Origin of the sequence: Achromobacter sp. Root565, assembly GCF_001427425.1 — a bacterium.
GTDB lineage: Bacteria > Pseudomonadota > Gammaproteobacteria > Burkholderiales > Burkholderiaceae_B > Achromobacter > Achromobacter spanius_D.
The window spans coordinates 104,664-128,251 of the sequence record NZ_LMGO01000008.1 but is presented as its reverse complement, the minus strand read 5'-3'; the positions used below and the strand labels follow the sequence as shown (position 1 = coordinate 128,251).

At 67.4% G+C, this 23,588-nt stretch carries 25 protein-coding genes; 6 read left to right on the top strand and 19 right to left on the bottom strand.

Annotated features, from left to right (window positions below; translation table 11 throughout):
* Positions 1–169: 169 nt before the first annotated feature.
* Both ASD71_RS25800 and rfbD read left to right on the top strand, forming a co-directional pair.
* Positions 170–724 (top strand): cob(I)yrinic acid a,c-diamide adenosyltransferase, encoded by a 555-nt coding sequence (locus ASD71_RS25800; protein ID WP_056571213.1) that lies wholly within the window; start codon positions 170–172, stop codon positions 722–724.
* A 29-nt stretch (positions 725–753) separates the two neighbouring features.
* A complete protein-coding gene (rfbD, locus tag ASD71_RS25795; RefSeq protein ID WP_056571211.1) occupies positions 754–1,671 on the top strand; it encodes a dTDP-4-dehydrorhamnose reductase in 918 nt (305 codons plus the stop codon).
* Positions 1,672–1,727: 56 nt separating this feature from the next.
* Here rfbD and lipA read toward each other — a convergent pair whose 3' ends face one another.
* Positions 1,728–2,732, bottom strand: coding sequence for a lipoyl synthase (gene lipA / locus ASD71_RS25790; protein WP_056571209.1), 1,005 nt, complete (start codon positions 2,730–2,732; stop codon positions 1,728–1,730).
* 158 nt (positions 2,733–2,890) lie between these two features.
* Between lipA and ASD71_RS25785 the strand changes: the two genes are divergently transcribed.
* The gene (locus ASD71_RS25785; protein ID WP_056571207.1) at positions 2,891–3,703 is read left to right on the top strand and encodes a LacI family DNA-binding transcriptional regulator; all 813 of its coding nucleotides are present in this window, start codon (positions 2,891–2,893) and stop codon (positions 3,701–3,703) included.
* A 6-nt stretch (positions 3,704–3,709) separates the two neighbouring features.
* On the opposite strand, the gene ASD71_RS25780 is transcribed toward ASD71_RS25785, so the two are convergent.
* The 10 genes from ASD71_RS25780 to ASD71_RS25735 all read right to left on the bottom strand — a co-directional run bounded on the left by ASD71_RS25780 (position 3,710) and on the right by ASD71_RS25735 (position 12,175).
* Positions 3,710–4,438, bottom strand: a complete 729-nt coding sequence (locus tag ASD71_RS25780) for a tetratricopeptide repeat protein (RefSeq protein WP_056571287.1) — start codon at positions 4,436–4,438, stop codon at positions 3,710–3,712.
* A complete protein-coding gene (gene lipB / locus ASD71_RS25775; protein ID WP_056571205.1) occupies positions 4,435–5,073 on the bottom strand; it encodes a lipoyl(octanoyl) transferase LipB in 639 nt (212 codons plus the stop codon). The genes ASD71_RS25780 and lipB overlap by 4 nt, the downstream gene beginning before the upstream one ends.
* Before the next feature lie 12 nt (positions 5,074–5,085).
* The gene (locus ASD71_RS25770; RefSeq protein WP_056571203.1) at positions 5,086–5,358 is read right to left on the bottom strand and encodes a YbeD family protein; all 273 of its coding nucleotides are present in this window, start codon (positions 5,356–5,358) and stop codon (positions 5,086–5,088) included.
* Positions 5,359–5,487: 129 nt separating this feature from the next.
* Positions 5,488–6,354, bottom strand: a complete 867-nt coding sequence (locus ASD71_RS25765; RefSeq protein WP_056571200.1) for a D-amino acid aminotransferase — start codon at positions 6,352–6,354, stop codon at positions 5,488–5,490.
* A 133-nt stretch (positions 6,355–6,487) separates the two neighbouring features.
* Positions 6,488–7,750, bottom strand: coding sequence for a D-alanyl-D-alanine carboxypeptidase family protein (locus ASD71_RS25760; RefSeq protein ID WP_105241189.1), 1,263 nt, complete (start codon positions 7,748–7,750; stop codon positions 6,488–6,490).
* Between the two features lie 153 nt (positions 7,751–7,903).
* A complete protein-coding gene (locus ASD71_RS25755; RefSeq protein WP_056571197.1) occupies positions 7,904–8,557 on the bottom strand; it encodes an alpha/beta hydrolase in 654 nt (217 codons plus the stop codon).
* A gap of 103 nt (positions 8,558–8,660) precedes the next feature.
* Complete coding sequence (locus tag ASD71_RS25750; RefSeq protein WP_056571195.1) at positions 8,661–9,266, bottom strand: ABC-type transport auxiliary lipoprotein family protein; 606 nt, start codon at positions 9,264–9,266, stop codon at positions 8,661–8,663.
* A 5-nt stretch (positions 9,267–9,271) separates the two neighbouring features.
* A complete protein-coding gene (locus ASD71_RS25745) occupies positions 9,272–10,219 on the bottom strand; it encodes an MlaD family protein (protein ID WP_056571194.1) in 948 nt (315 codons plus the stop codon).
* Positions 10,206–11,045 carry an ABC transporter ATP-binding protein gene (locus tag ASD71_RS25740; protein ID WP_056571191.1) on the bottom strand — a complete coding sequence of 280 codons (840 nt, stop codon included), beginning with the start codon at positions 11,043–11,045 and terminating at the stop codon, positions 10,206–10,208. Before ASD71_RS25740 ends, ASD71_RS25745 begins: the two co-directional genes overlap by 14 nt.
* On the bottom strand, positions 11,045–12,175 hold the full coding sequence (locus ASD71_RS25735) for an ABC transporter permease (protein ID WP_056571285.1): 1,131 nt from the start codon (positions 12,173–12,175) through the stop codon (positions 11,045–11,047). The genes ASD71_RS25740 and ASD71_RS25735 overlap by 1 nt, the downstream gene beginning before the upstream one ends.
* 94 nt (positions 12,176–12,269) lie before the next feature.
* Between ASD71_RS25735 and ASD71_RS25730 the strand changes: the two genes are divergently transcribed.
* From ASD71_RS25730 to ASD71_RS28300, 3 genes are read left to right on the top strand one after another with little or no spacing between them, the layout of a single operon-like run.
* The gene (locus ASD71_RS25730) at positions 12,270–13,121 is read left to right on the top strand and encodes a biotin--[acetyl-CoA-carboxylase] ligase (RefSeq protein WP_056571189.1); all 852 of its coding nucleotides are present in this window, start codon (positions 12,270–12,272) and stop codon (positions 13,119–13,121) included.
* Positions 13,118–13,924, top strand: coding sequence for a type III pantothenate kinase (locus ASD71_RS25725; protein WP_056571187.1), 807 nt, complete (start codon positions 13,118–13,120; stop codon positions 13,922–13,924). Before ASD71_RS25730 ends, ASD71_RS25725 begins: the two co-directional genes overlap by 4 nt.
* Positions 13,925–13,936: 12 nt before the next feature.
* Positions 13,937–14,101 (top strand): hypothetical protein, encoded by a 165-nt coding sequence (locus ASD71_RS28300; protein WP_200949488.1) that lies wholly within the window; start codon positions 13,937–13,939, stop codon positions 14,099–14,101.
* Between the two features lie 99 nt (positions 14,102–14,200).
* Here the strand turns inward: ASD71_RS28300 and ASD71_RS25720 are convergent, their stop codons facing one another.
* The 8 genes from ASD71_RS25720 to ASD71_RS25685 all read right to left on the bottom strand — a co-directional run bounded on the left by ASD71_RS25720 (position 14,201) and on the right by ASD71_RS25685 (position 23,577).
* On the bottom strand, positions 14,201–15,490 hold the full coding sequence (locus tag ASD71_RS25720) for a 3-deoxy-D-manno-octulosonic acid transferase (RefSeq protein WP_056571185.1): 1,290 nt from the start codon (positions 15,488–15,490) through the stop codon (positions 14,201–14,203).
* A gap of 1 nt (position 15,491) precedes the next feature.
* A complete protein-coding gene (waaC, locus tag ASD71_RS25715; RefSeq protein WP_056571182.1) occupies positions 15,492–16,529 on the bottom strand; it encodes a lipopolysaccharide heptosyltransferase I in 1,038 nt (345 codons plus the stop codon).
* Between the two features lie 170 nt (positions 16,530–16,699).
* Entirely contained in the window at positions 16,700–17,572 is an 873-nt protein-coding gene (locus ASD71_RS25710) for an SDR family oxidoreductase (protein WP_200949486.1), read from the bottom strand.
* On the bottom strand, positions 17,569–19,428 hold the full coding sequence (locus ASD71_RS25705; protein WP_082579060.1) for a nucleoside-diphosphate sugar epimerase/dehydratase: 1,860 nt from the start codon (positions 19,426–19,428) through the stop codon (positions 17,569–17,571). The genes ASD71_RS25710 and ASD71_RS25705 overlap by 4 nt, the downstream gene beginning before the upstream one ends.
* Positions 19,429–19,514: 86 nt before the next feature.
* Positions 19,515–20,090 (bottom strand): hypothetical protein, encoded by a 576-nt coding sequence (locus ASD71_RS25700; protein ID WP_056571180.1) that lies wholly within the window; start codon positions 20,088–20,090, stop codon positions 19,515–19,517.
* 284 nt (positions 20,091–20,374) lie between these two features.
* Positions 20,375–21,424 carry a glycosyltransferase family 4 protein gene (locus tag ASD71_RS25695; protein WP_056571178.1) on the bottom strand — a complete coding sequence of 350 codons (1,050 nt, stop codon included), beginning with the start codon at positions 21,422–21,424 and terminating at the stop codon, positions 20,375–20,377.
* Positions 21,425–21,446: 22 nt separating this feature from the next.
* Positions 21,447–22,574 carry a non-hydrolyzing UDP-N-acetylglucosamine 2-epimerase gene (gene wecB / locus ASD71_RS25690; RefSeq protein ID WP_056571176.1) on the bottom strand — a complete coding sequence of 376 codons (1,128 nt, stop codon included), beginning with the start codon at positions 22,572–22,574 and terminating at the stop codon, positions 21,447–21,449.
* Positions 22,567–23,577 (bottom strand): polysaccharide biosynthesis protein, encoded by a 1,011-nt coding sequence (locus ASD71_RS25685; protein WP_056571174.1) that lies wholly within the window; start codon positions 23,575–23,577, stop codon positions 22,567–22,569. The genes wecB and ASD71_RS25685 overlap by 8 nt, the downstream gene beginning before the upstream one ends.
* Between the last annotated feature and the right edge of the window lie 11 nt (positions 23,578–23,588).

The window sequence follows — 23,588 nt, the reverse complement described above, 5'->3', positions numbered from 1 at the left end:
GCCGAGGGCGCTCGTGCCGCTTTTTACAGTGCTAGGATACTGCGCGAATGCAACAGTTCCGCTGCCAGTGCGCAACAATCCTGACGGTTGTTTGCGAGGCAGCCCTGCTCGCGGGCTGCGCTTACCGTCGGAAGCAAGCCTCCAACTCTTCTCACCGAATCAAAACACCATGGCCAACCGCTTATCCGTCATTGCCACCCGCACCGGCGACGATGGCACCACTGGGCTGGGGGACGGATCACGCCTTCCCAAAGACGCCCCGCGCATCGCCGCCCTGGGCGACGTGGACGAGCTGAACAGCGTCATCGGCCTGCTGCTGACCGAAGCCTTGCCCGAAGACGTGTCGGCCGACCTGCTCGCCATCCAGCACGACCTGTTCGACATGGGCGCAGAGCTCTGCATCCCCGGCCATGTCGCGGTCACGCAAGCGCAGGTCGCCCACCTGGATGCGCGCCTGGCGCACTACAACGCGGCGTTGCCGCCGCTGCGCGAATTCATCCTGCCCGGCGGCTCGCGGCCGGCGGCGGTGGCGCACATGGCGCGCACCGTGGCCCGGCGGGCCGAGCGCGCGGTGGTGGCGCTGGCTGGCATCGATAGCGTCAACGCGCCGGTCCGGCAATATCTGAATCGGCTGTCGGACCTGATGTTCGTGCTGGCGCGCTACATCAACCGGCAACTGGGTCAAGAGGACACGTTCTGGGCAGGCGCGCAAGCGCGCCGCTAGCCTGTCCGCGACTTCCGGAGCCAGCGCCCATGCCAAACATCCTGTTGCTCGGCAAAGACGGCCAGGTCGGCCGTGCGCTGCGGGCAGTCTTGCCGGCAGTGGGCGATGTCACGGCGCTGGGCCGCGACGCGCTCGATCTGCGTGACCACGCGGCCATCGCCGCGACGCTGGACGCGCATCGCCCCGGCATCATCGTCAATGCGGCCGCATGGACGGCAGTCGACCAGGCCGAGCGCGAACCCGACGCGGCCGCAGCGGTGAACGCGCTGGCGGTCGCGGCGCTGGCGCAGCATGCCGCGGTCAGCGGTGCGCTGCTTGTTCACTACTCCACCGATTACGTCTTTGACGGCGCCCTCGCACGCCCCTATACCGAAGCCGACGCGCCCCACCCCATCAACGTGTACGGCGCCACGAAACTGGCCGGCGAGCGCGCCATTGCCGCAAGCGGGTGCGAGGCTTTCGTGCTGCGCTGCAGCTGGATCCACTCGCTGCACGGGCGCAACTTCTTCCGGACGATTCTGAATCTGGCCCGGACGCGTGAATCGCTGAATGTCGTGGCGGACCAGCAGGGAACGCCGACGCCGGCGTCGCTGATCGCGCAGACCACCGCGATGTGCCTGGCGCGCCATCGGCAGCGGGCGTTGCCTGCGGGCTTGTATCACGTCGCTGCGGCCGGCTCGACAACTTGGCACGGCTACGCGCAATACCTGGTGGCAGGCGCCCTCGAGCGGGGCATCAACCTGAAGCTTGGACCGGCGCAGATTGCGGCCGTATCGTCGGCGGATTACGCGGCCTCAGCCCCGCGTCCGCGCAATTCGTGCCTGGACACGCGGGCGCTGACCGTAGCGGCCGGCTTCGCGCCGGCGGCCTGGACCACGTATGTGGACCAGAGCCTGGATGAGCTGATTTCCTCCGGCAGCGCGGAGGACTTTTTTTCGCAGGCGTAGCGGGCAAGGCGCAACGCTACGCAACACGCCACGCCACGCCCAGACCGCTCAGGCGATCAATTCACGCCGGCCGCATGCGCCTGTTCGTCCGCATGGTACGAAGACCGCACCATCGCGCCGACCGCCGCGTGCGAGAACCCCATCGCGTACGCTTCGCGCTCGAACATCGCGAACGTATCCGGGTGCACGTAGCGCAGCACCGGCAGGTGGTGTTCCGAAGGCTGCAGGTACTGGCCGATCGTGAGCATGTCGACGTTGTGATCGCGCATGTCGCGCATCACCTGCAGGATTTCCTCGTCGGTCTCGCCCAGGCCCAGCATCAGGCCGGACTTGGTGGGCACTTCCGGATGCAGCTTCTTGAACTCGGCCAGCAGCTTCAGCGAGTGCAGGTAGTCCGAGCCCGGGCGCGCCTGCTTGTACAGGCGAGGCACGGTTTCCAGGTTGTGGTTCATGACGTCCGGAGGACCGGCGTTCAGGATGGTCAGCGCGCGGTCCAGGCGGCCGCGGAAGTCGGGCACCAGCACCTCGATGCGGGTGGTGGGCGACAGTTCGCGGATATGGGTGATGCAGTCGACGAAGTGGCCGGCGCCGCCGTCGCGCAGGTCGTCGCGGTCAACCGAGGTGATCACCACGTACGACAGCTTCATGGCGGCGATGGTGCGCGCCAGGTTTTCGGGCTCTTTCGTGTCCAGCGGGTCGGGCCGGCCGTGGCCCACGTCACAGAACGGACAGCGGCGTGTGCACTTGTCGCCCATGATCATGAAGGTCGCGGTGCCCTTGCCGAAGCACTCGCCGATGTTCGGGCACGAGGCCTCTTCACAGACCGTGTGCAGGTTGTGCTCGCGCAGGATGCGTTTGATGTCGTAGAAGCGCGAACCGGGCGCGGCGGCCTTCACGCGGATCCATTCGGGCTTCTTCAGGCGCTCGGCCGGAATGATCTTGATGGGAATGCGCGCCGTCTTGGCCTGCGATTTCTGCTTTTGCGTCGGATCGTAGACCGCCTCCGCGGGCGCGGTGGCGGATTCGTTCGAGGGCACAGGAGACTCGGCGAGCGTGGACATGGGACACCTTCGTGACCGGCGCGGGAAGGCGCCGGGTCTGGGAGAAAAATGGCATTTTACCCTTCGCGGCGCGATCCGCCGCCACCGCGTCCGGCGCCCCCCCGGAGAGCGGCGGCCCTGGGTTATCGTCTGGCCTGACGTAATTCCCGCCATTTGCCATGCCTTCGCTGACCCCGCCCGCCCCCATCGCCCTGATCGCCGCCCGTCTCGATGCCGGCCCCGCCGCCCGCGCCCTGCAGGCGTGCACCGAGCGGCTTGGCCCCGCCGGCTATTACCTCGCGGCGGCGCCCTGGCAGGCCGCCGCCACGCTGCCGCTACTGGAAGCCTTGCGCCCGGCGGCGGCCCTGGCCATCGGTCCGCTGGAAGACGCCGCGCTGCGCGCCGCGCTGGCCGCGCTGGAAATCCCGGTGGTCGAAACCTGGAGCGAGTCGCCGCAGACGCTGGACAGCGCGGTCGCCATCGACAATGCCGAGGCCGGCCGCATGGCGGCGCGGCACCTGGCCGAAAAGCGCCATCCGCGAGTCGCCTGCATCAGCGCCGACACGCCCTGGGAGCGCGGCCGCCGCGAGGGCTTCATCGGCAGCGCGGCGGCGCTGGGACTGGAACTGGTCGCCGACATCGTGCAGCCCGAGGTCCAGCACCTGAACGACGGCCGCATGGCCTTTCTGCGCTTGCTGGCCACCAATACGATCTTCGATGCGGTGTTCTGCACGAACGATCTGCTGGCCGCCGCCGCCGTGTCGGAAGCGCACAATCGCGACCTGCAGGTACCGCAGGATCTGGCGGTGCTGGGATTTTCGGACGACGGCAGCGCCGTGCAGTGGGTGCAGGGTCTGACCACGGTGGGCGTGGATGCCGCCGAACTGGGGCGGCGCGCCGGTCAGCTGCTGCTGGATCGGCTGGAGGGCGAGCGGGGCGCCGGCCAGCGCGACATGATGGACGTGGTGCTGGAGCCTCGCCTCAGCACCTGATCCGCATCAGTCCGCGGTTTCGTACAGCGCCGGAAAGCCGCAGCCCTCCAGCATGCCGTTGGCTTCTTTCAGAAACGCCGGCGTGGCGGTTTCGGGCACGCGCACCAGCCATTGCACGGCGTCTTCCTTTTTGCCTTGCAGCAGCAGCATCCGGCCCAGGTGGAACATGCCGCGGAAGTCGCCGCCTTCGGCGCAGCGCCGGTAGCAATCGAACGCGCGTTTCAGGTCTTGCGGGATGACGTCGCCGGCCTCGTGGTAGCGGCCCACCACGCCAATCGACTTCACGTGGCCGGCCTGCGCGGCCTGCTGGTACATCGCCAGCGCCGCAGCCTGATTCTGCGTCACGCCGCCCCGGCCCGTGCGCAGCAGGTGGGCGTAGTTGTACAGGCCCCAATCCAGACCCGTGTCGGCGGCCCGGCGGAACCAGTACGCCGCGACCGTATCGTCGGCCGGCACGCCCCAGCCGTTTTCATAGCAGCGTCCCACCATGTTGATGGCCATGGGGTGATCGGCGTGCGCCGCGCGCTTGAACCACGCCAGCCCCTCGGCGGGCTGGCGCTCGACCCCCACGCCGTCCAGCAGCATCTGTCCGTAGATGGTCTGCGCCTCGGTCAGCCCCAATTCGGCGGCGGCGCGGATCCACGCGGCGTATTCCTCGGGCGGTCCGGACTCGCGCAGGCGGGCAAGCTGCTCGGGCGTGGTGGCGGCGACGTCGGCCGCGGTGTAGGTCTTCAATTCGCGATCCTTCGGCGATGCCATGCGTGCGCAAGATTCTGCGCCAGCGCATCGCCCGTTTCGGTGGGCGTGCAGCGCACGCCACAGGCCGCCATGTCGACGGTGCGCAAGCCTTCGTAGCCACAGGGATTGATGCCCAGGAACGGCGCCAGATCCATCTCGACGTTCAGCGACACGCCGTGATACGCGCGGCCGTTGCGGATCTTGATGCCCAGCGCGGCGATCTTGGCCAGCTCGCCGCCTTCGGGATGCGGCACGTAGACGCCCGGCGCGCCAGGCTTGCGACAGGCCCCGCCCACGCCCAATTGGACAAGCGTGTCGATGACGGCGGATTCCAGCAGCGCCACGTATTCCTTCACGTACATGTCGGCGCGGCGCAGGTCGAACAGCGCGTACGCCATGATCTGGCCAGGGCCGTGATAAGTCACTTGGCCGCCGCGGTCGCAATGGACGATGGGAATGTTGCCGGGGTTGAGCACGTGTTCCGGCAGGCCCGCCTGGCCCAGCGTGTAGACCGGCAGGTGTTCGCACAACCAGATTTCATCGGGCGTGCCGGCGTCGCGCTGGCTGGTGTACGCCTGCATGTCCTGCCAGACCGGCAGGTAGTCCGCCGGCCGCGCGAGCCACTTGATCACAGCGGTCTTGCCTTACAGGACGATGGACACCATGGGGTGGCCATGCAGCGCCTGGTACAGCGCGTCCAGTTGCTCGCGCGAGGTCGCGCGCACCGTAAAGGTCAGGCCGAGGTAGTTGCCGCCCTTGCTGGGGCGCATTTCCACCGTCGCGGCGTCGAACCCGGGATCGAACTGCAGCACGACCTCGGTCAGCGTCTGCGCAAACTCGGGATGCTGCTTGCCCATGACCTTGATGGGAAAGTCGCTGGGATATTCGATCAAAGAATCTTCGGGCGGAATGTGCATGATGTGCCTAAAAAGAGTTGCCCCTGAATGTTCTTATATGGGGGCAAGCGGCGCGCCGGCAAGTGCCGGCGGGCGCCGGGGCGGGCGGCCGCCGCGCGTCGAACGCGAGAGGGCCGCCCCGCGCCAGGACTACAGCGCGGCGATGCGGGCATCATAACCCGCACGCAATTGCTCAAAAACAGGGCCGGGCTTGCCCGAACCCACGGGCTTGCCGTCCAGCGACACGATGGCCAGCACTTCCTTGGTGGCGGACGACAGCATCAGCTCGTCGGCCTGCTCCACCTCTGCTTGCGAGATGCGGCGCGACTCGAACGGGATGCCGGCCTCGGCGGCCAGCTCGCCCATCAGGCCGTAGCGGATGCCTTCGAGGATCAGGTTGTTCTTGGGCGGGGCCAGCAGCTTGCCGCCGGAGACTACCCAGATGTTGGTGGACGCGCCTTCGGTCAGGTAGCCGTCGCGGAACTGCAGGACCTCGTCGACATGGGCGTCCACCGCCTGCTGCTTGGCCAGCACGTTGCCCAGCAAGGACACGGACTTGATCTCGCAGTGCAGCCAGCGCTCGTCGGGAATGCTGATGGCGGACAGGCCCTGCTCGCGTTGCGCGGCCGGCGGCGGCGACCAGGGCGCGATCATGCCGAACACCGTCGGCGTGACGGCCGGCATGGGGAACGGATGGTCGCGCTTGGCGACGCCGCGCGTCACCTGCAGGTAGACGATGCAGGTGTCCAGGTTGGAGCGGTCCAGCAGCTGCTGGATCAGGTCGATCCACCCGCTGCGGTCGAACGGCGGCGCGATGCGCAAGGCAGCCAGGCTGCGATCAAGGCGGTCGAGGTGTTCGGCCATGCGAAACGCATTGCCTTGGTACACGGGGACGACTTCGTAGATGCCGTCGCCGAAAATGAAGCCGCGGTCCAGGACGGAGACCTTGGCCTCGTCCACGCGCAGGAATTCACCGTTGAGATACACCTGGCTTTCGCCCGGCACGCCCGGAATCATGAGGCACTCCTGAATTTGAAATGGAACAGGGACGAGCCATGCGGCCCGCCCCCGAAGAATGCAAAACGGGCGTTTCGCGCACGAAACGCCCGCTGCTAGCTTACACCCGCGGCCTGGGCCGCGGGGCGCCGATTTACTGGAACCAGCGCTTGACGGTGTCGACCATGCGGCCAAAGAAGCCGGCGCGTTCGACGGCGTCCTGCACCACCAGCGGTTCGGTGCGCAGCACCTTGCCGTCCAGCGTGAACTGCAGCGTGCCCACCTGTTGGCCCTTGGCCAGCGGCGCGATGAGCGGATCGGTGCGCTGGGCGACCGGCTTGAGTTCGCCTGCCTTGCCGCGCGGCACGGCGATCGACACCGGGTTGGGCGGACCCAGCTTGACGTTTTCGGCGGTGCCTTCCCAGACGCGGGCGTCGATGCCGGGCTGGCTCTTGTCGAACAGCTTGACCGTGTCGAAGTTCTGGAAGCTCCAGTTCAGGAGCTTCAGGCTTTCTTCGGCGCGCGTCGCTTCGCTGTCGGTGCCCACCACGACCACCAGAATGCGGCGGTCGCCGCGCACGGCCGTCGACACCAGGCAGTAGCCGGCCGAATCCGTGTGGCCGGTCTTCATGCCGTCCACCGACGGGTCGGCCCACAACAGGCGGTTGCGGTTGGGCTGCGTGATCTTGTTGTAGGTGTAGCTCTTCTGCTTGTAGTAGTGGAAGAAGTCCGGGTGATCGGTGATCAGGTGCGCCGAGAGCGTGGCCAGATCGCGCGTGGACGTCATGTGCTGCGGATCGGGCAGGCCCGTCGCGTTCATGAAGTGCGTGTTCTTCATGCCCAGGCGATCGGCTTCCTGGTTCATCAGCGCGGCGAAGGCGGATTCGCTGCCGCCCACGGCTTCAGCCAGCGCCACCGAGGCGTCGTTGCCCGATTGCACGATCATGCCCTGATTCAGTTCGTCCACCGTGACCGGCTTGCGCGGCTCGATGAACATGCGCGAGCCGCCCGTGCGCCAGGCGTGCTCGGACACCGGCACGGTCTGCTCCAGCGTCAGGCGCTTTTCTTCCAGCGCGTTGAACACGACGTAGGCCGTCATGATCTTCGTGAGCGAGGCCGGCTCGACCTTCATGTCGGGATTGGAGGCGGCCAGCGTCTGGCCGCTGTTCACGTCAACGACGATCCAGGCCTTGGCCGCGATGGTGGGCGCCGGGACGGCCGAGACGTCTCCGACCGGCACCGCGCCCGTGGGCGACGGAGCCTGAGCCGCAGCGGCCGGCGCGGCGGCGGGTGCGGCTGGCGCCTGCTGCGCCCAAGCTGGCATGGAGGCCGCCAGCATCGCTGACAACACCGCGCCTGAAACGAGGCGGCGGGTAAAGACAACGGGGGATTGAGCGGAGTGAGGCAATTTCTTCATCGGCAACGTGGGTCCAGGAATGACGCCCGCCGGCGCGGGGCAAGTGGCTGACAATTATAGGCAGTCGATCAGACCCATCCCGGCCGCGCGGGGTTCCCCGCGCGCCTAAAACATGCAACCTGATGCAACCTGCAGACTGCTGCGAGGCCGGTTTCAGTCCAGCGCAACCTTCAAACGGGCCTGCACCAGCTGGCGCAGCACCAGCAGCTTGCCGTGGAAGAAATGCGAGGCGCCCGGCACCACCACCACCGGAATCGAGCGCGGCCGCGCCCAGTCCATGGCTTCGGACAGCGGCACCACTTCGTCTTCTTCGCCATGCACCATCAGCGTGTCGTCGGGCACCTGCACCTCATGAGACTGGAAGCGGTTGACGGCCGGTCCCATCAGCATCAGCGCCGACGGCAGCACGGCCTCGTTCGCCTCCGCCAGCGCGGCGTAGGTCTGCGCGGCAACCGCGGTGCCGAACGAAAAGCCCGCCAGCACCCACGGCGCCTGCGCCAGTTCGGGATGCAGTTCGCGCATTTGCGCAACCACGGCCAGCATGTCCTGCGTTTCGCCGACGGATTTGTCGAAGGCGCCTTCGGACTGGCCGACGCCGCGGAAGTTGGGGCGCACCGCCACCAGGCCGTGCTGCACGCAGGCTCGCGACAGGGTCGTGACCACCTTGTTTTCGCGCGCGCCGCCCTGCAGCGGGTGCGGATGCAGCACCAGCGCCCAGCCGCGCGGCGTGTCGGCGGGCCAGTCGATGGCGCAATCGATTCGGCCGGCGGGACCGGCGAAAGCGTGGGTTTCAGTGCGTGCGGACATGGCGGGACTCAGCGTGCGGAAAAAAGAAACGATGTTAACCGCCCGGCCCGCCTGGCGAAATGCCGGATGACCGCAACCGGCGCGCGATGACGCGAGCCGCCGCTCACTTTCCGCGCGCGGCGGCGGCGGACGGCCGCAGGGTGACGGCAAGCCATTGCGCAAGCTGGTCGCTGGCGTCGTCGGTGGCCTGGCGCAGCGCCGCGACGCCGCCTTCGGCATCCTGCGTGGGCGCGGGCGCGGCCACCAGAATGCGCTTCTGGTCCACGACGTTGCGCCCGTCCAGCAGCACCGCCTGCAGCAGGACGCGTCCCTGGCTCGACTGGCCGTCCTCGGAAAAGACCTGCTCGAACTGCGCCAGCGACACCTGCAGTTGCGGCGTCTGCAACGTGACGCGATCGCCCAGCACGGCCCCCTGTCGCGACAGGCGATCGGTGATGCGCTGCCGGACCAGGTCGGCGGGCGATGCGGCCCAGCGGTAGGTGGCATAGGACCGCGGCGCGGCGCTGTCGCCCACGCGCCAGATCATGCCCGTGTCGGTCAGTCCCGGCGCCGACTGGAATGTCAGCGCGATCGGATCGCGTGCGGGCAAGGCGGGCACGGGCCGGGCGTCCAGCCCCAGGTCGAACAGCGTGGGCGGCGCGTCCACGCGGCCGATGCCGCAACCGGCCAGGGTCAGGGTCAGGATCAGAATGGCGCTGCGCATCTTCATGAGGTCTATCTCCGGAATCCGGCAAAGCCGGGTTCGCCGGGTCCCGGCGCGATGGGCGGGGGACCGAACAGGAACGATTGCGGCGTGCTGTCCACACGGCGCAGGGTGATGGCGGCGCCGCGCGCGGCCGTGCTGACGTCGTTCGCCATGGTGGTGAAGGCCGGCAGGGTCTCGCCGTCCAGCCGCGCGGCGGCCAGGGCGATGTCGTTCAGGCTGCGCGTCGCGACCGCCAGCGGGCCATCGGGCGCATTCAAGCGCGCCAGCGACTGGCGGGCCTGCTGGGCCAGGTCGCCGATCTCGCGCGCGGCGCGGTCGGCCTGGCGCGACGTGCTGTTCAGCGAGTCCATCAACGGACCCAGCTTGGCCAGGGTGGGCGCGAGGTCGCGGCTGGCTTCCTTCAGCGATTGCGAAATGTCGGTGGCGTTCTGCAGGCTGGCGGTGAGCGCCTGCACGTTCTGTTCGCTCAGCACGCGCTTTAATTGCTCGGTCGCCACTTCGACATTCGAGATCAGCTTGTCGCCGCGCTTCTCGATGCGGTCCAGAAAGCCCGGGCGCAGCGGGATGGCCGCCGGATGCTCGGCGGTGGAGGTCAGGCGCTTGAGCGACGAGCCGTCGTCGCGCAGGTCCACGTTGGCCATGCCGGTCACGCCCTGCACACCCAGCTCAGCCCACGTCGATTCGGTGATCGGCGTGTTGGGCGCCACGCCGATGCGGATGCGCACCTGTCCGGGTTTGTTGGGATTGAGCGCAAGCGATTGCACGCGGCCCACGGGCACGCCCTGGTAGCGCACGGCCGACTGCGGATTCAGGCCCGTGACGGCCGTGGCCGAGATGATTTCGTATGGCTGCAATTGCGTCCGGTCGCGGCCGATCCAGATGGCCGTCAGCGTCGCGGCAGCCAGCAGGACCAGCGTGAAGATACCGGCCATGAGCGCATGACTACGGTTTTCCATGGTGCATTCCCTTCGGTGCCAGGTCTCCCAGCGCGCGCAGACCGCGCTCGCCCAGGAAGAATGTATGAATGAACGGGTGATCGAACTTCAGGACTTCAGGCACCGTGTCGCAAATGATCACCCGCTTCTCCGCCAGCACGGCCACGCGCGTGGCCAGCGCCAGCAGCGTGTCCAGGTCGTGCGTCACCATGACGACGGTAAAGCCAAGCTGCCGGTGCAGGCTGCGCACCAGGTCCACGAACTCGTCGGACCGCAGCGGATCGAGCCCGGCCGTCGGCTCGTCGAGGAACAGCAATTCCGGGTCCAGCGACAGCGCGCGCGCCAGCGCCACGCGCTTGACCATGCCGCCGGACAGGTCTGAGGGCCGCTTGTCCGCATCGCGCGACGACAGGCCCACCATGGCCAGGCGGCACATGACGACGTCGCGCACCAGGTCTTCCGGCACCGTGCGCAGTTCGCGCAGGGGCAGCGCCACGTTGTCGAACACCGACAGCGCCGAGAACAGCGCCCCGGCCTGGAACAGCATGCCCCAGCGGTATGACAGGCGCCGGCGCTCGCCCGGCGTCAGTTCCGACAGCGTGTGCCCCAGCACCTTCACCGTGCCCGCTGCGGGCACGTCCAGCCCGATGATCTGCCGCAGCAGCACCGTCTTGCCCGTGCCCGAGCCGCCGACCAGCACCAGGATCTCGCCCGGAAACACCGTCAGATCCAGGTTCTCGTGCACGACGTGGTCGCCGAATGCGGTTCGCAGGCCGCGCACGGTAATGACCGGCTCGACGGTCACGCCCTCTTCGGTGAACAGCCGATTCTGGGTGGCGTTGTTCATCAGATGCCCACCGAGCTGAAGATGACCGCGTACACCGCATCCAGCAGAATCACGCCCGTGATCGACGTGACCACGGACGTAGTGGTGCCGCGGCCCAGGCTTTCGGTGTTGGGCTGAATGCGCAGGCCAAAATGGCAGGCGATGAGCGCAATCAGGATGCCGAAGGTCACGCCCTTCAACATGCCGATCCAGTAATTGGTCAGTGTGATCGCATCAGGCAGCGATTGCAGGAACCATTGCGCGGACACGCCCAGCTGCGCCTGCGCCGCCAGCATGCCGCCCAGCAGCGCCATCGCGCTGGTCCACAGCACCAGCAGCGGCATCGTGATCGCCAGCGCCACCACGCGCGGCAGGATCAGGCGCTGGCCGTGGGAAATGCCCATGACCAGCATGGCGTCCAGTTCCTGCGTGACCCGCATGACGCCGATCTGCGCCGTGATCGCAGACCCCGACCGGCCGGCCACCAGAATGGCCGCCAGCACCGGCCCCAGCTCGCGCACGATGGACACGCCCAGAAGGCGCACGATGAAGCGGTCGGCGCCGAACATCTGCAACTGCTGCGCCGACAGATAGGACAGCACCACGCCGATCAGAAAGCCCACCAGCGCCGTGATGCCCAGCGCCTGTGCGCCGGTCCGGTACACCTGCGCGGAGATCTCGCGCCACGGGCCCAGCCAGGGCCGGCGCAGCATGGCGCCCACATCCAGCACGAGCTGGCCCAGCATGATGAGCAGGGCCTTGCCGTTTTCGGCGGCCCGCAGGACCGCGCCGCCCGTGGCGCGCACCCACGTCCAGGTTTCGGGCTTGGCGGCGGGCGCGGGGGGCTCGCCCTTGTTCATCGCCAGCGCGTTGAAGACGTCCTGCTGACCCGCGCCCCAGCGCACGCGCTCGGGCAGTTTTTCGCCCCAGGCCTGCCAGATGATCAGCGCGCCGATGGTATCCAGCCGGTGGATCGCGTGCATGTCCCAGCGCGCCCCCTCCTTGGCCGCCCGCGCGAGCGCCTCACGTCTGCGTTCGACCTCGCCCGACTCGGCCAGCGCCAGGACGCTCCAGTCGCCGCCGACGTGGCAAACCCCGCCTTCGTGGCGGAAAGGCGCGGCGGCGGTCGCAAGCGATGCGGAATGCGGCATGTCGTCGGGGTACGGATGCAAAAATGTATCGCCAATCATAAACGCTGGCGCCCCGCAGCCGCGAGCGCAGCCCGCGTGCCCTACAATCGCGGCCATGCCCGCCCCCGTTTGCCCCATCGACCTGCCCGCCCCGGAAATGCTTGCCCGGACGCTGGCGGAACGCCTGCCCGCCTTCCAGGACGTCACCTGGACAGGCACCACCGGATCGACCAATGCCGACCTGCTCGCGCGTGCGCGTTCGGGCGCCGGCGCGGGCAAGCCCTGGCTGCTGGGCACACATCGGCAGGACGCCGGCCGCGGCCGCGCGGGCCGTCCGTGGCAGAACCGCCAGGGTTCCACGCTGATGTTCTCGTGCGCCTTCGACGTGCATCTGCCCGCCATGCAGCTGGCGGCGCTATCTCCGCTTGCCGGCGTGGCCGCCTGCGAAGCGCTGCGCACCGTTGCCGGGCCGGCGTCGCGGGGGCTCTGCATGAAATGGCCCAACGATATTCAATGGCACGACGCCAAGCTGGCCGGCATCCTCGTCGAGACCACCCGCAATCCGGGCGGCCGCGACACCGGCTACACCGTGGTGATCGGCATGGGCGTCAATCTTGCCGATGCGGCCGCACTGTCGCTCGCCCTGGACCGCGAGATCGCGGACTGGTCGCAGGTGCAGGCCGGCGCCGCGCACGCAGCGGTGGCCGCGGACCTGATCTGCGCCAGCGCCGCGGCGTGGCACGAGGCAGTGCGCACGCTCGAGCGTGACGGCTTCGGCGCCTTCCGGCAGCGTTTCGACCAGGTGGACGCGCTGGCGGGCCGCAAGGTGAACGTGCTGGACAAGGGCGCTATTCTTCTAAGCGGCACCGCCTGTGGCGTGGACGAGCAAGGCCGCCTGCTGGTGCAAACGCCCGAGGGCGCCACACCGATCTCGGTCGGTGAAATTTCGATTCGACGCCAAGCATGATTATTCTCATCGACTCCGGCAACAGCCGCCTCAAAGTGGGTTGGCTGGACGCCAGCAATCCGGACATGCCGCGCGAGCCCGCGGCCGTCGCTTTCGACGGCCTGGACCTGAACGCGCTGGATGACTGGCTTGCCGCCCTGCCCCGGCCGCCACGACGCGCGCTGGGCGTGAATGTCGCTGGCGCGACGCGTGGCGACGCCATCGCGGCCATCCTGCAAAAGCACGGCTGCGCCGTCACCTGGTCGCCGTCACAAGCGACGACGCTGGGCCTGGTCAACAGCTATCGCACCCCCACGCAGCTCGGCGCCGACCGCTGGGCCTCACTGCTCGGCGTGCTGTCGCGCCTGCCGGGCACGCACCCGCCCTTCGTGCTGGCCAGCTTCGGCACCGCCACCACCATCGACACCGTCGGACCGGACAATGTCTTTGCGGGCGGCCTGATCCTGCCGGGCCCGGCCATGATGCGCACCTCGCTTGCCCACGGCACCGCCAACCTGCCCATCGCCAACGGCCAGGTCGTGCCCTACCCCACGGACACGCACGAGGCCATCGCCTCGGGCATCGCCGCCGCGCAGGCCGGCGCCGTCGTGCGCCAATGGCTGGCGGGCCGCCAGCGCTATGGACAGACGCCGCAGATCTACGCGGCCGGCGGCGGCTGGCCCGAGGTGCACCAGGAAATCGAACGCTTGCTGGCCGACGCGGGCGGCGCGTTCGGCGCGACGCCGGTTCCCGTCTACCTGGACCATCCCGTCCTGGACGGACTGGCCGCCGTGGCGCGCGCCACCATGAACACCAATCCCTGACGAAGGCCCGGCATGCGCGTGCTCTTCATCCTGATCCTGCTGGCGAACCTGGGCGTCTATGCGCTGGGACAAGGCTGGCTCGGCGCCCGGCCCGAAGACCAAGGCCGCGATGCGCGGCGATTCAGCCAGGAATTGAATGCGGGCGCGGTCACGCTGGCGCCGCGCAAATCGCCTTGATGGCGGAAGGCTGATGGGTTGCTGGTTGGCTGGGGCCAATTCGCCCTTTCGCGGCCACAGCCCGGTTTCCCCGCTCAAGGCCGAAGGCCGGTTCGTCTTCTAACGGCCGGTGGCCGGTCCATCCAGCCACGGCCCCAACGCGGCCATCGTGCGCCCCGTCGCACCCGCATGCTGGTCGAACCACATGCGAGCGGCCTGGCCCGCCGCTTGCCGGCGGGCCATGTCGGAGAGCAGCCCGATCGCCGCGTCCACCGCCTGCGCCGGATCGGCCGCACGCAACGCGGCCCCCGCCTCAACAGCGTCTTCCGCCGCCTGCTTGAAATTGAACGTGTGCGGCCCGACGATGACCGGCACGCCCGCCGCGCAGGCTTCGATGAGGTTCTGGCCACCCAGCGGCGCAAAGCTGCCGGCCACGATCGCGACGTCCGAGGCCGCGTAATAGAAGGCCATCTCGCCCAGCGTATCCCCGACCAGCACGGCGGCATCCGGCGGCGGCAGCGTGCCTTCGGAACGGCGCGCAAAACCCACTTTCGCATCCGACAGCAGCCGCGCGGCTTCGTCAAAGCGCTGGGGATGGCGCGGAATCAGCAGAAAAAGCGGCGCGCCCGGCGCAGCCGCGTGCCGCTTGATCGCGTCGATGAACGGCGCATCCTCGCCCTCGCGCGTGCTGGCGACCGCGACGACCTGCCGGCCGAGCTGCGCGCGCCACGCGCGTCCCGCCTCCACCTGCGCGGGCGGCAGCACGAGGTCGAACTTGAGATTGCCGGTCACGACGGCCGCCGGCGCACCCGCCTCGGCCAGCCGTCCGGCATCCTCCGCCGTCTGCGCCAGCACCTTGTCCAACCCAGCCAGCGCCTCGCGCATCACGCCGCCCATCCGGCGCGCCTGCCGCAGCGACGACGCGGAATAGCGTGCGCTGACCAGCGCCATCGGCACCCGCGCCTGCCGCGCGGCGGCCAGCAGATTGGGCCAGATCTCGCGTTCCATCAGGAGGCCGCAGCGCGGCCGATGCGCCGCCAGGAAGCGGCGCGTCGCGCCGGGAAAATCGTAGGGCAGCCAGACCTGCCGCAGTTGTCCCTGCGCGATCGCGTCCTTGAACAGGCGCTCGCCTTCCGCGCGGCCGGTTGCCGTCGTGTGCGTGAGCAACACCGGCAGGCCGCGCGCCAGCAGCGCATTCAGTAATGGCAATGCGGCCCGGGTCTCGCCCAGGCTGACGGCATGCACCCAGACCGGGTTGTCCGGCAACACGGAGGTCGGATCAAAACGCCCGAAACGCTCGGGCGAAAAGATCTCCCAGCGGCCGCCGGCGCGTTTGGCGCGGCGGGCCATCCATAGCCAGATCAGCGGCGCGAGAGCCCGAAGCCCAAGCGTGTAGACGCCGCGGTTCATGTCACTGCGCGGCGAGCGCCTGCTCGACCGAGGCCATCACGGCCTCGCGCGACGGCGAGGCGCCGCGGTCGCCCAGGCTGGCGGTGTAGTTGGAGCCGACGAGAGGGGTTCGCACGGGCGTGGACGCCCGGTAGATGCCGATCGTGGGACGGCCGAGCGCGGCGGAAAGATGCGTGAGGCCGCTATCCAGTCCCACCATCAGGCGCGCGCCCGCCAGCAGCTTGGCCACGGCGGACAGATCCATGCGGGGCATGACCTCGGCGCCCTCCATGCCGGCCACCAGCAGTTGGGCGCGCTCGGCTTCCTGCTCGTTGCCGGCAAGCAGCTTCAGCGTGCAGCCGGCCTCGCGCAGGCGGCGGAACACCACGCGCCAGTCTTCCTCGGGCCACAGTTTGTCGTCACGGCTGGCCGACGGCATGATCACCGCATAGCCACGATCGGTGTCCAGGTGGTGCAGCCGGGGCAGCTCGGCGGCGTTCAGGCCGCCGCTGCCCACTTCCACGACCGGCTCGGGCGCCTGGGTCGCCTGGCGCGCGAAGGCCTGCAGTCCAAAATCCGGCAGGCCGGCATGCTGATAGCCGAACGTCAGGCCGGCCAGCTTGCGCTGGCGGATCACCGCCGGCTGCCAGAACTCGACGCGATGACGCACGTTGTAGAACAGCGAGGCCAGCGGCTCGCGGGCAGAGCGCCAATCCAGGCCGTGCTTGACGCCCTGCGTCTGGCGCACCAGCCACGCCGATTTCAGGAGGGCCTGCATGTCCAGGACCACGTCGTAGCGCACGGCGCGCAGCCGTTCACGCAGCGCGCGGCGCTCGGCCCGCACCTGGGCGGACCACCACGACTTGCGCCAGCGCCGGTGCGCGACCTTGATGATTTCGTTGACGGCGGGATGCCACGTCGGGATCTCGGCAAACGCTTCCTCGACGACCCAGTCGATCTGCGCGTCCGGCACGTGCCGGGCGATATCCGTGATCGCAGGCAGCATGTGGACGAGGTCGCCCAGCGAGGACGTGCGGACAATGAGAATGCGAGTGGGCATCAAGAAGAAAGCAGAGGTTCAGGCCGTGCGCAAGGGTCAATCACGGTTGCATTGACCCGTTGGAAGGCGATGGAAAATCCCGAGAATTCCGGCAATTTACAACAAACCGTCCCCTCCATGAGCCTGGGGCGTCCCAAGGGGTGAAATTTTGCGCGGCGCGCGGCGGATGCCTACGGTTCGAATGCCGACGGCCGATAGCCCAGATCCCGTTGGGCGGCGTCATGCGGAAACACCAGGTCCTCGTTCATGCGTTCGGCCATGCCGACGGACCAATGCCGGTAGCGCGGCACACGCCGCACAACCGCCAGCGCAAGCTTGAAGACGCCCAGCGGCACCGTCAGGATGCGGGGCCGCTTGCCCATCGACGCGAACACTCGCGCGACCATCTCGCGGTAGTGAAGGGTTTCGCCGCCCGACAGGTTGTACGCCTGGTTGGCCGCCGCGGGCGCACTGACGGCCGCAACGCTGGCCGCGGCGATATCCGCAGCCTTGACGGGCTGCCGCAAGCCCCGCGCCGCGCCAAACACGGGAAAGACGCCAAACCGGCGGATGAACCGGGCGATTTCGGAAATATTGCCGTCCTTCTCGCCGCCGTAGATCAGGGTCGGGCGCAGGATGACGTATTCGATGCCGGACGCTTCGGCCCATTCGATCAGGGCGGTCTCGGCGTCGATCAGCTTGCGGGCGAGAGCCTGCTCGGATTCCACTGAGGAAGACGTCTTGGTGAACCGGCTGGTCGACGACAGCGCGACGATGCGCTTGGCGCCGCTGGCGCGCAGCGCCTCGAAATACTGCGGCAGGATCCAGATGGGCGCCAGAGACACCCAGACGGGAATGTGTTCGCCGCCAAACACCGATTCCGGCTTGCCCCCGGCATCGGGCAGCGCGCGCCACTGAACGCCGTCGTCCGTGGAGGGGCCGCGCCGGCGCGAATACGCGATGGGCGCGAATGCCTGGGCCTTGAGCTCGCTCAGCAGCGCGGCGCCCACCAGGCTGGTCGCGCCCAGCACGCCGACCCGGGGCGCGTCGATGCCGGCCGTCACGGCGACTCCGCCGTGCGCGCGGCCGCGGCCGCAGCATCCTCAAGCCCGTTGGCATGGACCTTCGGCGTGTACTCCGGCACCCATCGCAACAGACCCGCGCGGACGACCTCATCGGCGAACGTCTTTCCGCTATCCAGCCACGCGCTCAATTCGCGCAGGAAATCCGGCGGCACCGGCCGGGAGCGCGCGATGCGCAATTTGGTGTGCGGCGTCGGCTGCGTCTGCTCGCAGTCGGCCAGCAATTCTTCATAGAGTTTTTCGCCCGGCCGCAGCCCGGTGAACTCGATCCTGATCTGCGCTTCGTCGTATCCCGACAGCCGGATCATGTTGCGCGCCAGGTCCACGATCTTGACCGGATAACCCATGTCCAGCACGTGGATCTCGCCGCCGTGCCCCATGGCGGCCGCCTGCAGCACCAGCTGCGCGGCCTCGGGAATGGACATGAAATAGCGTGTGATGTCGGGGTGCGTCACCGTCACCGGCCCGCCATGCTGGATCTGCTGATGGAATTTCGGGATGACGCTGCCGGTGCTGCCCAGCACGTTGCCGAAGCGGACGATGCCGAATCGCGTGCCCGCCTTTTCGGCCTGAAACGCTTCGCAGACCATTTCGGCCAGGCGCTTGGTCGCGCCCATCACGTTGGTCGGGTTGACGGCCTTGTCGGTGGAAATCAGGACAAACCGTTCGGCCTTGTGCCGTTGCGCGCACTGGGCCACGACCAGCGTGCCGCCCACGTTGTTGCGCACCGCCTGCCAGGCGTTGTCGACTTCCATCAGCGGCACATGCTTGTACGCCGCGGCGTGGAAGATCACCTGCGGCCGGTAGCGCGCAAAGATCTCGTCCATACGGTCCGCGTCCTTCACGTCGCCCGCCAGCGTCACCACGTCCACGGCCGGCCAATGCTGGGAGAACCATTGCTCGATGACGTAGAGCGCGTATTCGCTCGTTTCGACCAGCACCACGCGCGCCGGCGCAAAGCGCACGAGCTGATGGCACAGCTCGCTGCCGATCGACCCGCCGGCGCCGGTGACCAGAACGGTGGTGCCCCGGAGCAAGGTGCTCACGTTGGCGGTGTCGATCTGCACGGGGTCACGGCCCAGCAGATCCTCGATTTCGACGGGACGCATCTGGCTGATGGCGACGCGTCCGCTCATCAGGTCGTCGACCTCGGGCAGCACGAAGACCTGCGCCCCCGAATGCACAGCCACCTGCGTCACGCGGCGCTGGACCTCGGGCGGCGCGCTGGGCATCGCCAGGATGATGTGGCGCGCCTTGAACTCCTGCAGCACCCCCGGCAGGCTGTCCAGCGAGCCCACGACGGGGTAGCCGCCCAGCTCACGGCCCCACTTCTTGCGATTGTCATCGACCAGCGCCACGACCTGCCATTCGGGGCTGCGTTCCAGCTCGCGCACCAGCGAGGCCGCGCGGCTGCCGGCGCCCACCAGCACGACCGGCTTGCCCTGGGCGATCAGGCCGCCATACAGCCGGTGTTCCTTCCACATCCGCCACGTGGCCCGGCCACCGCCCATGAACAGCAGCAACAGCAGCGGGTACAGCAGGAACAGCGAACGGGGAATCGAATACGAGGGCGGGACCAGATTGGCCACGATCAGCAGCGCGATCGCCGACACCGCCACGGCCTTCAGCACGCGCTTCAGATCGGGCAGGCTGGCGAACAACCAGATGCCGCGATAGAGACCGGCCCAGCGGCACGCGATGGCGTGCACGACCAGCAGCAACGGCAAGCCGAGCAGCATCTGGTTGCCATAGCCGACCGGCCATTCGAAATTGAAGCGCAGCAGAAAGCCACCCACCCATGCGACGAGCGCCGCAAACAGGTCGAACAGAAACACCATGAGTGAGCGAAATGCGATGGGTAACGGCACGGTCTACGTCCTGCTGCGTCCAGTTAAAGGATTGACAAGAAATTCGGTCAAGCGAATCAACTGCTCAGCGCGGTTCCCGGCGGATACACCGTTTCGGGGGGAACGACCACGCCATACCCCGCGCAGCACCCGGCCTGCAGCCAGGCGCCCGCGCCGATCTTCACCCCCCCGGCCAACTGCACGCCGGTACCCAGGTGCGCGTAGCTGTCCAGATGGGTGTCGTGATCCGCGGTGCTGTGCGCATTCAGGATCGACGCCATTCCAATATAGGCACTGGCGCCGACCATTGCCATCGCCAGGATGGCCGTACCCGCTTCGATGGTGGCGCTGGGACTGACCGACGCCGCAGGGTGGATCACGGTGGCCAGGGGCAGCCCCGCATCCTGGATGGCCGCGACCCAGGTAGCGCGCAACGCATTGTTGCCCACCGCCGCAATCGCTTGCGTAGCGTTGGCCGCCAGGCCGCTCAAACCGGCCAGATTGGACACGACCTTGCGGCCCGCGGCCTCCTGGATGGCCGGCCAGCGGTCGTCAACGAACAGGATCTCCTGCCAGTTTCCGCTGAGCTCGGCGGCCTCGGCCACCGCGCGCCCGTGCATGCCCGCCCCGATAATCACTAGCGATCTCGCCATCGTCTCTTTTTGTCCCTTATTGTCGACCCCAACCGAGCGGCGCCTGCCGGCCATCCATGCCGCTCGTCCTGCTTAAGGCTTGGTCATTCAGCGTCTGGTCACTAAGCGTCTGGTCACTCGGCGCTTGGTCACTCGGCGCCTGATCTTCGTGGTCTCGATCAAGACACGAAACGGAAGTGTAGCAATACGCCCACCGCCCACCGCCCGGCGGCTGCCGACTGCGCCGACGTTAGCACGCCGGCGCCTGAAAACAGATAGCAGTTGTCCGAGTGTGCGCCGCGGTGTTACGACGGCTGCGGGTGCTGACCCTTGTTCTCGGGCTCTCCGGCCTTGCAGCCGATGGCAAGCGCCAGCAACGGCGCATAAGCCAGCGGCACGCCAACCCCGGGAGACATCCAGCCCCGCGACACGCAAAGCGCCAGGGGAAACAGCCAGAACAGGTTCAACGCAATCACGGTCAGCAACACCGGTTTGTGCGCGCCAAACCGGCGCGTCGCATGCTGGTAGGCGTGCATGCGATGCGCAAGATACACGCGCTCGCCGCGTCCAAGCCGACGCAGCAGCGTCCACGTTGCGTCCACCACAAAGACGCCCAGCAGAATGATCCAGGCCCACAGCAATGCGGGTTGCTGCCACGCGGCTTGCAGCGCCAGACCCCCCAGGACGATGCCCAGGAAGCTGCTGCCGGCATCGCCCATGAATATGCGCGCCGGCGGGAAATTCCACAACAGGAATCCGGCCACTGCGGCGGCCAGCAGCAGGGGCGCCACCGCCGCGCCGTCGTGGCCGGTCAGGATGTAGATCGCGCTGCCGCCAACGGCCGCACAGATCGCCTCGGAAGCGGCCAGGCCGTCGATGCCATCCATGAAGTTGTACAGATTGAGCAGCCAAACCAGCGCGAAAACGCCCAGCACGCTTGCGGCCGCGGCCCAAAATGCGGACGTCTGGCCCAACACGCCCGCGGGCAGGCCGCCAAACCACGCCATCAGCCAGGCGGCGCTGCCAAAATGCACCAGCAGGCGCCACCGGACCGCGACGTGGCCGCGGTCGTCCAGAAAACCGATGATCGCAACTGCCGTGCCCGCCCCGCCCAGCGCAATGGCGGTGACCGCGGGCAGCAGCCCCAGCAAGACGAGCACCGGCAGTCCGAGCAGAAAGCTCACCACGAAGGCCACGCCGCCGCCGCGCGGGGTCGTCACCACATGCGAGCTACGGCTGTTCGGGACGTCAAGCAAGCTGCGGCTGGCCAGCGCATACCGACGCAGCGCGCCGGTAAGCAACCACGCCAACCCCAGGGCCGCCGCAAGGATGCACCAGATAATCACTGTAGGCATGATTCGGCAGTCAGGTCACGGTTCAGGACTTCGACCACACAGTCCGATTCACGTAGTCCGTATAGCTCAACACCGCGCGCACGACCTGCTTGGACACCGGGCCGCCTTCGTAATCCTTGACCACGGGAATCACGCGTTCGCCGCGACGGTGCTGGCTGGTGACCACGCGCACCGCGTCGGCAACCCGCTCAGCCTTCAGGCCGCTCATGATCAGCGTGCCTTCGTCCATGCCTTCGGGGCGCTCGTGCGCATTGCGCAGCGTGATCGCCGGCAGATTCAGCAGCGACGCCTCTTCGGTGATCGTACCGCTGTCGGACAGCACGCAGAATGCGCCCATCTGCAGCTTGATGTAGTCGAGCAGGCCGAACGGCTTCATGAAGCGGATCAGCGGATGATCCAGCGCGTCGCCCAACGCCTCCAGGCGCTTGCGGGTGCGCGGATGGGTCGACACGATGATGGTATGCCCGTAGGTGTCCGCCAGGTTGCGCAGCGTATCGAGCAGGTCGCGCAGGTTCTGCGGCGTGTCCACGTTCTCTTCGCGGTGCACGCTGACCACGAAATACTTGTCTTCGGTCAGGCCTTCGCGGGTCAGCACATCCGACTTCAGGATGTCGTCCATGTAATAGCCAAGGACTTCCTGCATGTGCGAGCCGGTCTTGATGATCGTCTCGGGACGGATGCCCTCGGCGATCAGGTAGCGGCGCGCATGCTCCGTCAGGACCATGTTGATATCGCTCAGGTGATCGAGCACCTTGCGATTCAGCTCTTCGGGCACGCGCTGATCGAAGCAGCGATTGCCCGCTTCCATGTGGAACACCGGAATCTTGCGGCGCTTGGCGGCGATCACCGCCAGGCAGGTGTTCGTGTCGCCATACAGCAGCAAGGCGTCGGGCTTTTCCTGCTCGAAGATCTCATCGGACTTGATGATGACGTCGCCGATCGTCTTGGCCGCGGTATCGCCCGCCGCCCCCAGGAAATAATCCGGCTTGCGGATCTGCAGGTCGTCAAAGAAAACCTGGTTCAGTTCGTAATCGTAATTCTGGCCAGAGTGCACCAGCACATGATTGACCTGGGCATCGAGTTCGGCAATGACGCGGCTCATCTTGATGAGCTCGGGGCGCGTGCCTACCAGCGTCATGACCTTAAGCATCGATCTGCCCCCGGATGTATTCCAGATTCAACAGCAACTTCTTCACACCTTCAACATTCAAACGTTCCGTGTTGTGGGACGTGTAATCGTCCAACTCGGAAATCTCGGTTTCGCCTTCGACGAAATACTTCTTGTAGTTCAGATCGCGGTTATCTGCGGGAATGCGGTAATAGCGGCCCATGTCCTCGGCCTTGGCCATTTCCTCGCGCGAGATCAGCGACTCGTACAGCTTTTCGCCATGCCGCGTGCCGATCACCTTGAGCGGGCTTTCGCCGCCGATCAGTTCCTTCAGCGCGACCGCCAGGTCGGCGACGGTGGAAGCCGGGGCCTTCTGTACGAAGATGTCGCCCTGCTGCGCATGCTCGAACGCATGCAGCACCAGATCCACCGAATCCTCAAGCGACATCAGGAATCGCGTCATGTTGGGATCCGTCACGGTCAGCGGTTCGCCGGTCTTCAACTGGCTGATGAAAAGCGGAATCACCGAACCGCGCGACGCCATGACGTTGCCATAGCGCGTCGCGCAGATCACGGGACCGCGATTGACGGCGACGCGCGACTTGGCGACCACCAGCTTCTCGGCCATTGCCTTCGAGATGCCCATGGCGTTGATCGGATACACCGCCTTGTCGGTGCTCAGCACGACCACGCGCTGCACGCCGGCGGCAATCGCCGCGTTCAGGACGTTTTCCGTGCCGATCACGTTGGTCTTGACCGCTTCCATCGGATAGAACTCGCAGGACGGCACCTGCTTGAGCGCCGCCGCGTGAAACACGTAGTCCACGCCGATCATCGCCTGCGAAATGCTGTCGTAGTCGCGCACGTCGCCGATATGGAACTTGACCTTGTCGTCGGCCAAGGCAATGCGCATGTCCTCTTGCTTCTTTTCGTCGCGGCTGAAGACGCGGATCTCCCGCACATCGGTGGAGAGAAAACGCTTGAGCACCGTGTGTCCGAAAGAACCGGTGCCGCCGGTAATCATGAGAACTTTATTGTCGAACATAAATTAACCAT

Excerpts from the sequence above, each read along its gene's own strand:
- ASD71_RS25800 (WP_056571213.1), top strand. The coding sequence starts at position 170 with ATGGCCAACCGCTTATCCGTCATTGCCACCCGCACCGGCGACGATGGC.
- rfbD (WP_056571211.1), top strand. The coding sequence starts at position 754 with ATGCCAAACATCCTGTTGCTCGGCAAAGACGGCCAGGTCGGCCGTGCG.
- lipA (WP_056571209.1), bottom strand. The coding sequence starts at position 2,732 with ATGTCCACGCTCGCCGAGTCTCCTGTGCCCTCGAACGAATCCGCCACC.
- ASD71_RS25785 (WP_056571207.1), top strand. The coding sequence starts at position 2,891 with ATGCCTTCGCTGACCCCGCCCGCCCCCATCGCCCTGATCGCCGCCCGT.
- ASD71_RS25770 (WP_056571203.1), bottom strand. The coding sequence starts at position 5,358 with ATGCACATTCCGCCCGAAGATTCTTTGATCGAATATCCCAGCGACTTT.
- ASD71_RS25765 (WP_056571200.1), bottom strand. The coding sequence starts at position 6,354 with ATGATTCCGGGCGTGCCGGGCGAAAGCCAGGTGTATCTCAACGGTGAA.
- ASD71_RS25760 (WP_105241189.1), bottom strand. The coding sequence starts at position 7,750 with ATGAAGAAATTGCCTCACTCCGCTCAATCCCCCGTTGTCTTTACCCGC.
- ASD71_RS25755 (WP_056571197.1), bottom strand. The coding sequence starts at position 8,557 with ATGTCCGCACGCACTGAAACCCACGCTTTCGCCGGTCCCGCCGGCCGA.
- ASD71_RS25750 (WP_056571195.1), bottom strand. The coding sequence starts at position 9,266 with ATGAAGATGCGCAGCGCCATTCTGATCCTGACCCTGACCCTGGCCGGT.
- ASD71_RS25745 (WP_056571194.1), bottom strand. The coding sequence starts at position 10,219 with ATGGAAAACCGTAGTCATGCGCTCATGGCCGGTATCTTCACGCTGGTC.
- ASD71_RS25740 (WP_056571191.1), bottom strand. The coding sequence starts at position 11,045 with ATGAACAACGCCACCCAGAATCGGCTGTTCACCGAAGAGGGCGTGACC.
- ASD71_RS25735 (WP_056571285.1), bottom strand. The coding sequence starts at position 12,175 with ATGCCGCATTCCGCATCGCTTGCGACCGCCGCCGCGCCTTTCCGCCAC.
- ASD71_RS25730 (WP_056571189.1), top strand. The coding sequence starts at position 12,270 with ATGCCCGCCCCCGTTTGCCCCATCGACCTGCCCGCCCCGGAAATGCTT.
- ASD71_RS25725 (WP_056571187.1), top strand. The coding sequence starts at position 13,118 with ATGATTATTCTCATCGACTCCGGCAACAGCCGCCTCAAAGTGGGTTGG.
- ASD71_RS28300 (WP_200949488.1), top strand. The coding sequence starts at position 13,937 with ATGCGCGTGCTCTTCATCCTGATCCTGCTGGCGAACCTGGGCGTCTAT.
- ASD71_RS25720 (WP_056571185.1), bottom strand. The coding sequence starts at position 15,490 with ATGAACCGCGGCGTCTACACGCTTGGGCTTCGGGCTCTCGCGCCGCTG.
- waaC (WP_056571182.1), bottom strand. The coding sequence starts at position 16,529 with ATGCCCACTCGCATTCTCATTGTCCGCACGTCCTCGCTGGGCGACCTC.
- ASD71_RS25705 (WP_082579060.1), bottom strand. The coding sequence starts at position 19,428 with ATGGTGTTTCTGTTCGACCTGTTTGCGGCGCTCGTCGCATGGGTGGGT.
- ASD71_RS25700 (WP_056571180.1), bottom strand. The coding sequence starts at position 20,090 with ATGGCGAGATCGCTAGTGATTATCGGGGCGGGCATGCACGGGCGCGCG.
- ASD71_RS25695 (WP_056571178.1), bottom strand. The coding sequence starts at position 21,424 with ATGCCTACAGTGATTATCTGGTGCATCCTTGCGGCGGCCCTGGGGTTG.
- wecB (WP_056571176.1), bottom strand. The coding sequence starts at position 22,574 with ATGCTTAAGGTCATGACGCTGGTAGGCACGCGCCCCGAGCTCATCAAG.
- ASD71_RS25685 (WP_056571174.1), bottom strand. The coding sequence starts at position 23,577 with ATGTTCGACAATAAAGTTCTCATGATTACCGGCGGCACCGGTTCTTTC.